This window comes from Bradyrhizobium lupini (genome assembly GCF_040939785.1).
Taxonomy (GTDB): domain Bacteria; phylum Pseudomonadota; class Alphaproteobacteria; order Rhizobiales; family Xanthobacteraceae; genus Bradyrhizobium; species Bradyrhizobium canariense_D.
In genome coordinates, this window is record NZ_CP162553.1 from 6,267,329 (window position 1) to 6,280,189 (window position 12,861).

Genomic DNA, 12,861 nt, shown 5'->3' on the forward strand with positions numbered 1-12,861 from the left:
TATGCGGGTTTTTCAGAACTGCGGTCTCACTCCGTCCTACCTCGCGCGCCTGGATCGCCTTGCACCGGAGGGCCTAAGTTTTCAGGAACGGCGTAACACGTTTCTGGATGATCGTTTCGGCGCACTTCACCTTCTACAACCTGTGCTCGCAGGCGATGCGAATGCGTTCCTCACCTGCGGCAACGATGGTCGTCTGCAAGGCCGCTGGGCACGCGAGCATGGCGTCCGCTGGGGAGCTACGCCGGAAGACATTCTGCTCGCACAGATCGAGCATCACAGAACCGAAGTGCTTTACAACCTCGATCCAGTCGCCTTTCCAAGTTCCTTCGTTCGCAGGCTGCCCGGCTGTGTGAGGAAGACACTATGTTGGCGCGCGGCGCCGTCGGGCAACGCTGACTTGACTGCCTATGGAGCTGTGCTCGGAAATTTCCCGTCAATTCTGGATTCCTGGCGCGAAAAGGGGTGCCGAGCGGAATGGTTTTCTCCCGCGATTGATCCTGTAATGAGCGAGTACGTGCAGGACGAGCGCCCCATCGACGTGCTGTTTGTTGGCGGCTACTCGCGGCATCATTCGGCGCGTGCAAGAACGCTCGAAAAGGTTGCTGCCCTCGCGGGAAGCCGAAAGATCGTCTATTGTCTCGACTCGTCGCGGTTGACTAGGCTCGCGGAGAGCTCGATCGGCTACTTGCTGCCGCTCCAAAAATATCGGCGCCCGAGGATAGTCGCGGCAATCGCCAAGCCGCCGGTCTTTGGGAGAGAGCTCTACGAGTTGATCGGGCGATCCAAGATCGTCCTCAACGGCGCGATCGATATGGCAGGCCAGGATCGGGGTAACATGCGTTGCTTCGAAGCCATGGGGTGTGGCGCGCTGCTGGTTTCGGACGCTGGCAACTATCCCGAGGGAATGGTCGCTGAAGATACGATGCTGGCCTATCGAGATGAGAAAAGTTGCCTTGAACAGATCGAGCGAGCTATCTCTGACTGGAGCGCTGTGCGGCAAATAGCAATGAACGGGCGAATTCGGGTTGATGAGATTCATACGAAGGCACGTCAGTGGAGCCTCTTTCAAGCTATCGTAGCGAGTCTTTAGCCATTTGACGCATCATGCCGAATGTCGTCCATTGGAGATCGAGCGTATTTTTTGGGGCAATTCTGTGCACTTTCGCGCGCACGTGTCGGCGCCGTATAGGAGGAAACGCTGATGTCCAGCCTCGGCGGCCTTGCGCGCCACGGCGCAAGACTCATAGACGGGATTAATCTCCATTTGCTCGCCCAGCGGCTCATCGGGCGTGCCACCTGCCGCCTGCAAGAGCGTGCTTTTCTGGCTCACTGCGCAAGGATCCGAAACGCGCTTGGCGATAGCGATCAGATCGTTATCGGTCCCTATTCGCATATCAGGGGTGAATTGATGGTCCTCGGTCACGGCGGCCGGATTTCAATTGGAGAATGGTGTTACGTGGGCGTAGGGACGCGGATTTGGTCGGGAGCGTCAATCCAAATCGGCAACCGGGTCCTGATCTCGCACGCCGTGAATATATTCGACAATCTGTCGCATCCGATCAAAGCCGCCGAGCGGCACGAGCAGGCTAGGCAGATTTTTTCGACGGGCCACCCCAGAAAGGTATTTCTTGATGACCGTCCGATTAAAATAGGTGATGACGCTTGGATCGGCGCCGGCGCGATGGTCATGCGCGGCGTGACGATTGGGGAGGGCGGCATCGTAGCGGCGGGAGCGGTCGTCACCAAGGACGTTCCGGCCTATGCGATTGTTGCTGGAAATCCAGCAACCCTCGTCAGGGAGTTGTCTTCGGATGAGCGATGAGGCAATCAGTGAGGCGTCAGATCGCTACCGATCCGGCTTGCGATCGGAATGCAGCTAGTTGAGCATAAGAAAGTTCGATGTCCATCTGGGTCACCGGTGCGAACGGATTCATCGGACGTCATCTCGTTCGCGAGTTGGCGAGCGCCGGGCATGCGGTCCATGGCGTCGGTCACGGTGCGCTCGATCCGGCCCAGGCACAGACCCTCGGTTTGCAGACCTGGATCAATGGCGAAGTTGACGCGGCCAATCTGAGCGCGCTCGCAACCTTGCACGGGCTGCCGTCGCGAGTCTTCCATCTGGCTGGCGGATCGTCGGTCGGGCTGTCGATCGCGCGCCCGTTCGAGGATTTTTCGCGGACCGTGACGAGCACGGCGCGGCTGCTCGAATGGCTTCGAAGTTTTGCGCCCAGCAGCCGGCTGATCGTGGTGTCGAGCGCTGCGGTTTACGGCGCCGATCACACCGGTCCGATTCCCGAGAGCGCGGCGCTTCTGCCGATGTCGCCCTACGGACACCACAAGCTGGTCATGGAGCAGCTGTGCCAAAGTTACGTCCAGAGCTTCGGCATTCACTGCATGGTCGTGCGACTGTTCTCTGTCTACGGTCCCCACCTTCGCAAGCAACTGCTCTGGGATATCTGCTCTCGGCTGCGGAGCGAGGTGGCAGCGCTGAATCTCGGAGGGACGGGAACCGAGATAAGGGATTGGACCGACGTTCGCGACGTCGTTCGCTTGCTGGCGCGCGTCGCGGAGGGGGAGTGGCGCGATGATTTTGGCGTGATCAATGGCGGTTCGGGGCGCGGCGTGAGCGTGGCCGATATTGCCGAGGAACTGATCAGGCATTGGGACAGCAAAACGGTCGTGCGCTTTTCCGGAGTCGGGCGGCCAGGGGACCCGACGAGCTTGCTGGCGGACAATGGACGCGTGCTCGATATGAATTTCGATTGGCGTATCCCGCTGGAGCGCGGTCTGGCCGACTACGTCGAATGGTTCAGGAGCCACGCTCGTGCCTGAGCGCGCGCCGCTGCGGATTGCTTTCACCAATATCCCACGTCGACTATGGGCGGGCGGCTACAACTATCAACGCAACCTGTTCGAGGTGCTCAACCGGCATTCTCCGGGGACGGTGGTCCCGGTGCTGTTCGCTGGAACGGCGGACGATCCCGATGAGATCGCGGTGCTGGCCGGCATTCCCGGCGTTGAGGTCGTGCGCTCGCCGGTGTTCGACCACGCCGCAACCGGTCTTGCCCGCGCGACGGACCTTGCCCGCGCGATCGTCTTTGGTTTGGACGCACCTGCCGCGGCCGCGTTCACGGCCAGCAAGATCGATATGGTGTTCGAATCCGCGCGCTTCTTTGGCTGGCGCCTGCCATTTCCGGCGGTCGCATGGTTCCCGGATTTCCAGCATCGACTGCTCCCGCATCTGTTCTCCAGGAGTGCATATTGGCGGCGTGATCTCGGCTTTCGGGTTCAGATCGCATCAGGCCGGCACATCATGTTGAGCAGCGCCACGGCGCTCGGCGATCTCAAGAAGTTCTATCCGGGCAATTCGAACGGCGTGTCGGTCGTCCGGTTTGCGACCGCGCCGCCCGCCAGTCTGCTCGCCACGCAGCCGTCCGACGTGATTGCGCATTATGGTCTTCCACCACGGTATTTCTATCTGCCAAACCAGTTCTGGCGGCACAAAAATCACCAGATCGTGGTCGATGCGCTTGATCTGCTGAAACGTCGCGGGTTGGACGTCGTCGTCGCAGCATCCGGCAGTACGCAGGACTTCCGTGAATCCGGACTTTTTGAGCGGACCATGAGTGAGGTCAGGTCGCGCGGTCTTGAGTCGAACTTCAAGCATCTCGGAATGATCCCGCTGGATCACGTCTACGCCCTCCTGCGCGCGTCGACGGCCCTCATCAATCCGTCGCGCTGCGAAGGGTGGAGTACGACGGTCGAAGAAGCAAAGTCATTCGGTGTCCCGATGCTTCTGTCTGGCCTCGATGTTCATCGCGAGCAGACCGGTGGTAAAGCGCGATATTTCGGCGTTGACGATGTCCAGGCGCTGGCCGATCACATCCGGGATGCCGCAGAGAGCGCGCCGGACGCAGTCGTTCGGCAGTTGCAGCCGGATCTCGATGATCGGGTTCGTGCGTTCGTCGCGGATTTCGTCCACCTCGCCACCGAAGTGGCCCGCGGCGCAGGAACGAGCTAGTCTCAGCCGGCCAAAAGGACCCCTCTTCTGCCTTGATTTGTCGTGTTGTTCGGATAGAAACAGGTTCGGGTTCACCGGAAAATGCGTATTTTGGGGCTTTCAAGCCCTCCAGAGCATTCGCTCTGACGACGGCGGGAAGTCTTGATGATCAGATTCGGCCTGCTCGGCTGCGGGCGCATTGCCAAGCGTCATTCCGACTTGTTGGGCGGTAACCACATCGTGGGGGCCAAGCTCGTTGCCGTCTGCGATTCCGATCGAGCACGCGCCGATGCGATCGCGAGCAAATTCGCCGTCGCCGCGCATGACGACATCGACGAGTTGCTGTCGCGCGACGACATCGACGCCGTCGCGGTGCTCACTCCGAGCGGGCTGCATCCTCAGCATGCGATCGCCTGCGCGCGCGCCGGCAAGCATGTCGTGGTCGAAAAGCCGATGGCGCTACGTCTCCAGGACGCCGACGACATGATCCGCGCCTGCGACGAGGCGGGTGTAAAACTCTTCGTCGTCAAGCAGAACCGTTTCAACGTTCCGATCGTGAAGGCGCGGGAGGCGCTCGATGCCGGCCGGTTCGGCAAGCTCGTCCTCGGCACCGTGCGCGTGCGTTGGTGCCGCGACCAGAGCTATTACGATCAGGACTCATGGCGCGGTACGTGGGGTTATGATGGCGGCGTACTCACCAACCAGGCCAGTCACCACATCGACATGCTGGAGTGGTTTTTCGGCGACGTCGTCAGCGTCCATGCGCGTAGCACTACCGCGCTCGTGAAGATCGAGACTGAGGACACGGCAGTGGCGACGCTGAAGTTTCGCAGCGGTGCGCTGGGTATCATCGAGGCGACGACGGCCACGCGTCCCGCCGATCTCGAAGGCTCGCTGTCGATACTGGGCGAGAAGGGGACGGTGGAGGTCGGCGGTTTCGCCATGAACCACATCCGGCACTGGCTTTTCGTCGACGCGCTGCCGTCGGACAAGGAGGTGATCGAGAAATTTTCGGTCAACCCGCCGAACGTGTACGGCTTCGGCCATCAGGCCTATTATCAGCATGTCGTCGATTGCCTTGCGGATCGCGGTGCGGCGCTGGTCGACGGATTGCAGGGTCGCAAGAGCCTGGAGTTGATCTCGGCGCTCTACGAATCGATCGAGACCGGGCAGGAGGTGTCGCTCCACTTCGTGCCGCGACGTAGCCGGCTGGGCGTCGCTTCGTGAACCGGCCGGAGCTGCGTCAGGTCGGAATCCGCGATGTCGCCTTTGGCGCTGGCGTGAAGGTCGTTGAGCCCTGCAACCTCTATGGCTGCACGATTGGCGACGGCTGCTTCATCGGGCCGTTCAATGAGATCCAAAAGGGAGTCGTTATCGGCGCTCGCACGCGCGTGCAATCGCACAGTTTCATCTGCGAGCTCGTCACGGTCGGTGAGGATTGTTTCATCGGCCATGGAGTGATGTTCATCAACGATACGTTTGCGAGCGGCGGTCCGGCACGTGGCCGCAAGGAATTGTGGTGTGAGACCAGGATCGGCAATCGGGTGTCCATCGGCTCGAATGCGACCATCATGCCGGTGCAAATTGTCGACGACGTCGTAATCGGTGCAGGTGCAGTGGTCACCAAAGATATCACTGTTGCCGGCGTGTATGCCGGAAGTCCCGCGCGTCGGCTTCGGATGTAGAGGCGCACATGGCGGTTCCCTTCGCTGATCTTCAGCTCCAGTATCAGAACATCAAAGGCGAAATCGATGCCGCGATCGCCGCTGTGATTCGCGACAACGCGTTCATCCGCGGCCCCTACGTCGAGAGGTTCGAGCGGGAGTTCGCCAAAGCTGCGTCCGTGGAGCATTGCGTCTCATGTGCCAACGGAACCGATGCGCTGTATCTCGCGATGAGCGCGCTGAAAGTGAAGCCGGGTGACGAGGTGATCACGACGGCACATTCCTGGATTTCGACTTCCGCGATGATTACGCATGCTGGCGCAGCCGTGAAGTTCTGCGACACCGACGGGTCGACCTTCACCATCGATCCCGCGGCAGTCGAGGCAGCGATCACCCCCCGCACCGTTGGCATCATTCCGGTGCACCTTTACGGGCAGCCCGCGGACATGGACGCGATCATGTCGATCGCGAAGAAGCATGGGTTGTGGGTGATTGAGGATTGCGCGCAGGCGCATCTGGCGGATTACAAGGGCCGGATGGTCGGAACGTTTGGCGACGCCGCGACCTATTCCTTCTACCCGGGCAAGAATCTCGGTGCGATGGGCGATGCCGGGGCCGTTGTCACCAGCGATGCGGCCTTCGCCGAGCATATCGCGATGCTAGCCCGTCACGGGGGAATCGTGAAGCACCAGCACCAGATCGAGGGTATCAACAGCCGCCTGGATGGCATGCAAGCCGCGATCCTGTCGGCCAAGCTGCGGCATCTGACGGGCTGGACGCGGGCGCGCCAGGAAGCCGCGAGGTTCTATGATGCCGCCCTGAACCAGATCGAGGGTGTGCAGGTCCCTCAATTGGCGCCCGGGCGAAGCCACGTCTACCACCTCTATACAATCAAGCATGCCAAACGAGACAAGCTTGCCGCGCATCTGAACCTCAGGGGGATCCAGACCGCGATCAACTACCCGACGGCGCTGCCGCTGCTTCCAGCCTATCAACGCTTGGAGCACAGTTCGGCGCAGTTTCCGAATGCCTATGGTGACCAGCAGAGCATCCTGTCGTTACCAATGTTCGCCGAAATCACCGCTTTGCAGCAGCAAGAGGTGGTGCGTGCGGTGCGTGAGTTCTCGACCTGACTGTTTCGGCCACGCGCAATCTACGACTTCTCTTCGAAAATGCTCCGGGGCGTCACATACCAGAGTAGGAAGAGGAGCGCGGTGCCGTGCGTCACCATGGCGACCGTGAGCGGTACGTTGAGCAGAATATGAGGCACCACTCCGGCGGAGATCAGCACGAAACGGGACGGTAGCCCCGCGGACGTTCGATTGCCGAACGCGAGCACGACGCCCGACGCAAAGGCGGTCAGCGGCGCAAATAAGAGGCCGACGGAGGCGACGCCTTCGGTTGCAAACAACGAGGCATTCAGGTTGCCGAAGCCGTAGGCCTTCTCCATTACGATCGCCAGCTGTTCCTGGTAAGGACAATGCATCAACGGCTTGAGCCCCGATATCTGGCAAAACCAGGTCGCGGGGTGACTCGCGAAGAAGTGGTTGTAGATGTCGAGTGCGCTCGATGGCGTCGCCATCATCCGGATGTTGACAAGATCGAACAGCCGGATGCGTGCGACGTCCATGATCGCATAAATGGCCGTGTGCCCGATGGAACTGATGCTGATCATTATCAGGATGACGCCCGCCAGCGTTGGAATGAGAAGAGAAAGGATTGCGGATGTTCTCGCTTTGCAGATGCTGGAAATTGCGGCCAGCGTGGCGAGCCAGATCGGCGTGAAAAAGGCCGATTTCGTCAGGGTGACGGGATAGAAAAGCAGCAGCAGGACAATAACGAATGCCGCTCGCGAGCGATATCCAAGCAGCCAGTAGCAGGCGAAGGCAAACGGCAGCAACGTGCTGGAGATCCAGCCCATGAGATATCGCACCGCTCCCGGGAACTCGATCAGGTTGCGGTAGTCGTAGATGCGCTCGATCGAGACGAGTCGGAAATTATACGCCGAGGCCACGGCAATGGTACCGGCCGAGATCACCATGATCAGCGTGAGCAGGTGCTCGAAATGGGGCTTCGAAAGGACGAAGGGCGGTTGGAACGGCGCCCTCACGAACAGCACGGGCACCAGAAGGAGTACGAGCGATAGCGCCGCCGAGACGCCTGCGAACAGATGCGGGTAGTTGTATTCCGAGAACACGTCGATCCACAGAAACCCCAAGATCATCGCATAGAAATAGAAGCCTACGAAATAGCCGAAACTGAAGCGGGCGAAGACGAACAGCAGCGAGATGGTGGAGAAAGATATCGCGACGAGGACAGCGAACCAGATGCGCTCGGGGCTGAAGTGGATATAGGATTGATGGTCCGCGACCTTGATCAGAGACAGACAGGTGACGGCGCTGTGCAGCAGCACCAGGAGCGCCAGCGCGGTTTTCGAATCCAGTCGGGCTCGCAGATCTCCGATGACGGACGATGCGTTCATGATGAACAGGCTCGCTGCGGGCGAGGGGAGTTGGGAACCGGATCAGGCAATTTCAAGCGCTCGCTTGAAATAGGCGATCGTTTCCTTCAACCCGTCCTCGAGCGCGACTTTCGGCTCCCAGTCCAGTGCCGCCTTTGCCTTGGTGAGGTCGGGCTGGCGCTGGCGCGGATCGTCTTGGGGCAGCGGCTGGAAGATGAGTTGCGAGCGCGAGCCGGTGAGCTTGATCACCTTCTCGGCGAGCTCGCGGATGGTGAACTCCGAATTGTTGCCGATGTTGATCGGCCCGGTGATGTCCTCGCCGGTCGCCATCAGCCGCATGATGGCTTCGACGAGATCGTCGACATAGCAGAACGAGCGGGTCTGCCCGCCGTCGCCGAACACGGTGATCGGCTCGCCCTTGAGGGCCTGGACGATGAAGGACGACACCACGCGCCCGTCATTGGGCTGCATGCGCGGGCCGTAGGTGTTGAAGATGCGCGCGACCTTGATCGGCAGGCTGTGCTGACGCCAATAGTCGAAGAACAGCGTTTCGGCGCAGCGCTTGCCTTCGTCGTAGCAGGAGCGAATGCCGATCGGGTTGACGTTGCCCCAATAGTCCTCGGTTTGGGGATGGATCAGCGGATCGCCATAGACCTCGCTGGTGGAGGCCTGGAAGATGCGCGCCTTGAGCCGCTTGGCGAGGCCAAGCATGTTGATGGCGCCGTGCACCGAGGTCTTGGTGGTCTGCACGGGATCGCGCTGGTAGTGGATCGGCGAGGCCGGGCAGGCCAGGTTGAAGATGGCGTCGACCTCGATGTAGAGCGGAAAGGTGACGTCGTGCCGGACCGCCTCGAACAAGGGATTTGCGATCAGATGGGCGATGTTGCGCCGGCTGCCGGTGAAGTAATTGTCGACGGAGACCACCTCGGCCCCTGTATCGAGCAGCCGCTCGCAGAGGTGGGATCCGATGAAGCCGGCGCCACCGGTGACGAGGATTCGGCTGTTCTTGTAGCTTTCAAACGGCATGGTGGGTTCCAGTTCGCGGCGGAGCGCGCTGAGTGGTATCGGCAACGGTCAGACTCGCCAATAGCCAAATGGCTTGGTTTCAGGTATTCAAATACCGGTAGTGTGCACGGGGTTGTTTTCGCTATTTTTGTGGGGTGCTTGGCAGGGCACTGGCTAGAACTCCCGTCTTTTCAGCCAGGCGCGCGCACTCCAATGGGCGAAGCACCAGGCCGATCTGATCAGGGAGAGCTGTTCGACATTGCGGTAGATCTGCCAGACCCATTTGGCGGAACGCGCCGGGCGGCTGGAGACCGAAGAGCCCCTGACGCGGTAGCGCGCAAGGTCCTCGTTGAGGCCGTAGGCGGTATGGCCGCGCTTCAGGATCGAGAGCCACAAGCAGAAATCGTCGTAGCCCTCGTTCTTCATCACGATTGGACCGGCGATCTCGCGGTCGACCAGCGCGGTCAGCGTCGCGATCGCGGTGTTCTTCAGGAGCTGGTCATAGGTGAGCGAGGCCGGCACCTCGATCAGGCGGCCGGTGACCGTGTTGCTTTCGTCGATGCGGCGGAACGCGGTGTAGCTGAGGGCGGCCCGCTTCTCGCGGGCGAAGGCGAGCTGGCGCTCAAGCTTCCCCGGCAGCCACAGATCGTCGCTGTCGAGGAAAGCGAGATAGCGGCCCTGCGCGGCGTCAATCGAGGCTTGGCGGGCGAGCGCAGGGCCGCCATTTCGGGCCTGCCGGATCAGCTTGACGCGGGGATCGCGCTCGCCGATCGCCGCGATGATTGCCGGCGTCCTGTCGGTCGAGCAGTCGTCGGCGATCAAGAGTTCCCAATCGGCGAACGTCTGGTCCTGCACGGAACGGATGGTTTCCTCGATCAGGCCTTCGACGTTCCAGGAGGGTGTTATGATCGAGACGAGCGGCATCACGGATCCGTTCAGTTCACCCGGGCCGGCGCGGCGATTGCCGCACGCAAGGAGGCCGCAAACGTGTCGAGCAGCTTGGGATCGCCGATATAAAGCTCGCCCGGATAAGACCGGCGCCAGGCAGACTCGAAATAGGGTGCCCCCTGGCCGGATCGAATGGCCCGGCGGAGAGCGCTTCGCGCAGCCGTGCCGGCACATCGGCCAGGCGGTCGACCTCATACACCAATGGGCACGAGCGGTAGAACGCATCGCCCATCACCACGACCGGCTTGCCGAGCAGCAGTGCTTCGGCGCCCGACTTGCTGTTGACGGAGACGACGGCGTCGGCGCGATTGAGGACGGTGTAATTGTTGGTCTGCGGCGGCAGCAGCACGAAATTGTCGAACCGGCGCGCGAGCTCGAACAGGCGCGAAGCTGCGATCGCGCCGATCTGGGCGGGATGTTCCTTGACCACGAGCACATGCAAATCCGGGATCGTGCGCAGCAGGAAGTCGACGGTGGCGACCTGGTCGAGATAATCCGGCGAGCGCAGCGTCAGCGCCATGTCGGCGGGAACGTGGAAAGGGTAGTAGACGAAGGGCGTGTCAGGAAGCGGGCGATAGAGCTTGCGCAGCCGCGTCGCATTGAGAGCCATTGCCGCATGAACACGCGCGTGGCGCAGATTGTGCCCGAACTCCTGGTGCTTGCCGAGCGCAAACTGGTCCCAGAGTTTTTCGACAAGACGGTGGGCATTGCGCGGATTTACGACCTTTTTGAAGGCCGCCGAATAATGGTGTTGGTCCTTCTTGGGGATGACGATGGCACGCTGCGTCAGCGTGTCGTCCAGATAGGCGCGCACCTCTGATGACACCGTGTCTGCCGGCGTCGCCATCACGTCGGGCGCTGCGAGGCTGTCGGGCGTAAAGTACATGCGGCCACGGAAGAACGACGGCTCGATGAACCAGTTGCGGATGTTGCGGCGCCTCGCGGCGTAGAAGCTCGCGATGACGGAGAGAAAGCCGCCGAGCTCCTGCACCAGCTCGGCGCGGGCGCCTTGCGCCTCCAGCCGGTCGAGCAGCGCCTCCATGGCGTTGGCATAGATCATGAATCGCCGGCGCAGCGCGGCCGTGTCACGGATGCCGAAAGTGAAGCGCTCATGGCTGAACAGGAAATTGGTCCCATCGAGTCCGTAGGCAGCGACGCGCGCGTCGAACGCCGTGCGGTCGTCGGGTGCAGGGCCAGCCTTGAGGCCCTCGCGGTACATGTTCGTAACCGGCACGCCCGCAGCGGCCGAAATCTCCGCGCTGCGATCGTCGAAGGCGAGCAATTCGACATTATGGCCCGCCGCGCGCAACCGCTGCGCGACCGGAATCCAGAACCTGGTCTGGTATTCGGCGAGCGTGGTGATGAGTACGGTCTTTGCAGATGTGGTCATTGCTCTAAGACCTGGTCGATCGCAACGCTCGCGAGCGGCAAACCCGTCGTCACACAATGCGCGCGTCGCGCTCTAAATTGCAACGGGCTCGCGCGATCATGAGTTGCGATCCGCTGAAGCAGCGTTTTGACGAAGACGGGCTCGATCCGCTTGTCGCGCCGGGCTGGATTGAACCGGCTGCGCAGCCGCTCGGTGACGGCCGAGCCGAGCGCGGCGCTCGCGGCGCCCTTGACAATCTGACCGAGGCTCGGCCTGGCGCGCGTGCCCTTCACGGTCGCAAGCAGAGACACGTAAGGTCTCCGCGAGCCTTGGGCGCCAATCAGGACATCTGCGACACGATCGGCCGCCTGTCCGTCGTTGAGATGGAAGAAAGGCTCGATGTCGGCGGCGTGGACGCCGGCGAAATCGAAGGTCCCGGTTTCGCGCTCGACGTGGTCGATCGCGCCAAGCAGCTCGTCGAAGGAGGCCACCTGCCGGCTCACGCGCGCGGGCAGCCCGGCATGACCCGCGGTGGTCGGTGTGTTCAGATATTGGAGCTGAAGCGGCAGCTTTCCGAGCAATACCGATTCGACGGCCGTCCCGCAGTTGAGATGAATGATTGCGGCCGCGTTGCGGATGCGGTCTAGCACGCTGCCGGTGCCGTCGATCACGACGGTGGCATGGCGCGAGAGCGCGTTGCGATAGACCTCCTCGCTCTCGAAGGGATGCGGACGTACCAGAATTTTGCGGTCAGGCCGCGCTGCGGCGAGCCGCCCGATCTCGGCGAGATAGTTCGTGAACACCTGTTTCAAATCCGCGATGAAGCGATCGACATAGGCACCGTCCCAACCGGCTCGCACCATCGCCTCGCGCTCCCCACCCGGCTTGCCGGTGAAGCGCGAGTTGACCAGCGGGAAGTTGGCGTTGACGAGCAGATAGCCGCGCGGTTCACCGTCGAGCAGCGCACGCCAGCGTGAGGCTGCAAAATCGAAGCGCGGGCAGCCGGTGAGGTGAAGCTGCTCCGGCAGCATGGTCCCGGCCGCGAGGAACGCGTCACGCAGCCGGCTGCCCCAGAAGAAATAGCCCGCCAAGATGTCGGCGTAGCCACTGTCCTTGATGTGCATGGCCATCGCGGGCGGCGAGTTGCCGCCCTTTTCCGCGAGCACGCCGCCTTCGGTGTCGAGCACGTACAGCGCGAGGCCGGCTTTGGCAAAGCTGCGCATCAGGTCGAGAGTGGCCGGGCGCGCGTAGTTGACGACCAGGGCGTCGAGCCCGAGCCGCGGCACATCGACCGCCTGCTCGTACATCGGCACCAACACGACGGAGGCGCCGCGCCGCGCGAGTTGATAACCGAGCATGACTGCCCCCGGCAGGTCACGCTTGGGGTGATCGACCACCAGGCCTATGCGCAAGA

General features: G+C 61.7%; 12 protein-coding genes. 7 read left to right on the top strand and 5 right to left on the bottom strand.

The features are described from left to right. Window position 1 precedes the first annotated feature (1 nt). The 7 genes from AB3L03_RS29845 (at window position 2) to AB3L03_RS29875 (ending at window position 6,797) form a co-directional block, all read left to right on the top strand. Window positions 2-1,090: a glycosyltransferase gene (locus tag AB3L03_RS29845; protein ID WP_368507540.1), complete on the top strand. Its 1,089-nt coding sequence runs from the start codon at window positions 2-4 to the stop codon at window positions 1,088-1,090. A gap of 111 nt (window positions 1,091-1,201) precedes the next feature. Continuing rightward, complete coding sequence (locus tag AB3L03_RS29850) at window positions 1,202-1,822, top strand: DapH/DapD/GlmU-related protein (RefSeq protein WP_368507541.1); 621 nt, start codon at window positions 1,202-1,204, stop codon at window positions 1,820-1,822. A 134-nt stretch (window positions 1,823-1,956) separates the two neighbouring features. Next, entirely contained in the window at window positions 1,957-2,832 is an 876-nt protein-coding gene (locus AB3L03_RS29855) for an NAD-dependent epimerase/dehydratase family protein (RefSeq protein ID WP_368507542.1), read from the top strand. Continuing rightward, window positions 2,825-4,021, top strand: a complete 1,197-nt coding sequence (locus AB3L03_RS29860) for a glycosyltransferase family 4 protein (protein WP_368507543.1) — start codon at window positions 2,825-2,827, stop codon at window positions 4,019-4,021. Before AB3L03_RS29855 ends, AB3L03_RS29860 begins: the two co-directional genes overlap by 8 nt. 144 nt (window positions 4,022-4,165) lie before the next feature. Then, window positions 4,166-5,227: a Gfo/Idh/MocA family protein gene (locus tag AB3L03_RS29865; RefSeq protein WP_247819991.1), complete on the top strand. Its 1,062-nt coding sequence runs from the start codon at window positions 4,166-4,168 to the stop codon at window positions 5,225-5,227. Further along, window positions 5,224-5,685 carry an acyltransferase gene (locus tag AB3L03_RS29870; RefSeq protein ID WP_027566756.1) on the top strand — a complete coding sequence of 154 codons (462 nt, stop codon included), beginning with the start codon at window positions 5,224-5,226 and terminating at the stop codon, window positions 5,683-5,685. The genes AB3L03_RS29865 and AB3L03_RS29870 overlap by 4 nt, the downstream gene beginning before the upstream one ends. 8 nt (window positions 5,686-5,693) lie before the next feature. After that, entirely contained in the window at window positions 5,694-6,797 is a 1,104-nt protein-coding gene (locus AB3L03_RS29875; RefSeq protein ID WP_368507544.1) for a DegT/DnrJ/EryC1/StrS family aminotransferase, read from the top strand. Between the two features lie 20 nt (window positions 6,798-6,817). On the opposite strand, the gene AB3L03_RS29880 is transcribed toward AB3L03_RS29875, so the two are convergent. The 5 genes from AB3L03_RS29880 to AB3L03_RS29900 all read right to left on the bottom strand — a co-directional run bounded on the left by AB3L03_RS29880 (window position 6,818) and on the right by AB3L03_RS29900 (window position 12,859). After that, window positions 6,818-8,146, bottom strand: a complete 1,329-nt coding sequence (locus tag AB3L03_RS29880; RefSeq protein ID WP_368507545.1) for a hypothetical protein — start codon at window positions 8,144-8,146, stop codon at window positions 6,818-6,820. Between the two features lie 42 nt (window positions 8,147-8,188). Beyond that, on the bottom strand, window positions 8,189-9,151 hold the full coding sequence (locus AB3L03_RS29885) for a UDP-glucuronic acid decarboxylase family protein (protein WP_368507546.1): 963 nt from the start codon (window positions 9,149-9,151) through the stop codon (window positions 8,189-8,191). 153 nt (window positions 9,152-9,304) lie between these two features. Next, window positions 9,305-10,054: a glycosyltransferase family 2 protein gene (locus tag AB3L03_RS29890; RefSeq protein WP_368507547.1), complete on the bottom strand. Its 750-nt coding sequence runs from the start codon at window positions 10,052-10,054 to the stop codon at window positions 9,305-9,307. A gap of 16 nt (window positions 10,055-10,070) precedes the next feature. After that, window positions 10,071-11,468: a capsule biosynthesis protein gene (locus tag AB3L03_RS29895; protein ID WP_368507548.1), complete on the bottom strand. Its 1,398-nt coding sequence runs from the start codon at window positions 11,466-11,468 to the stop codon at window positions 10,071-10,073. Continuing rightward, on the bottom strand, window positions 11,465-12,859 hold the full coding sequence (locus AB3L03_RS29900; RefSeq protein ID WP_368507549.1) for a surface carbohydrate biosynthesis protein: 1,395 nt from the start codon (window positions 12,857-12,859) through the stop codon (window positions 11,465-11,467). The genes AB3L03_RS29895 and AB3L03_RS29900 overlap by 4 nt, the downstream gene beginning before the upstream one ends. Window positions 12,860-12,861: the final 2 nt, after the last annotated feature.

Coding starts and splice junctions, on each gene's coding strand:
- AB3L03_RS29845 (WP_368507540.1), top strand. CDS start 2: ATGCGGGTTTTTCAGAACTGCGGTCTCACTCCGTCCTACCTCGCGCGC.
- AB3L03_RS29850 (WP_368507541.1), top strand. CDS start 1,202: ATGTCCAGCCTCGGCGGCCTTGCGCGCCACGGCGCAAGACTCATAGAC.
- AB3L03_RS29865 (WP_247819991.1), top strand. CDS start 4,166: ATGATCAGATTCGGCCTGCTCGGCTGCGGGCGCATTGCCAAGCGTCAT.
- AB3L03_RS29875 (WP_368507544.1), top strand. CDS start 5,694: ATGGCGGTTCCCTTCGCTGATCTTCAGCTCCAGTATCAGAACATCAAA.
- AB3L03_RS29880 (WP_368507545.1), bottom strand. CDS start 8,146: ATGAACGCATCGTCCGTCATCGGAGATCTGCGAGCCCGACTGGATTCG.
- AB3L03_RS29885 (WP_368507546.1), bottom strand. CDS start 9,151: ATGCCGTTTGAAAGCTACAAGAACAGCCGAATCCTCGTCACCGGTGGC.
- AB3L03_RS29890 (WP_368507547.1), bottom strand. CDS start 10,054: ATGCCGCTCGTCTCGATCATAACACCCTCCTGGAACGTCGAAGGCCTG.
- AB3L03_RS29895 (WP_368507548.1), bottom strand. CDS start 11,468: ATGACCACATCTGCAAAGACCGTACTCATCACCACGCTCGCCGAATAC.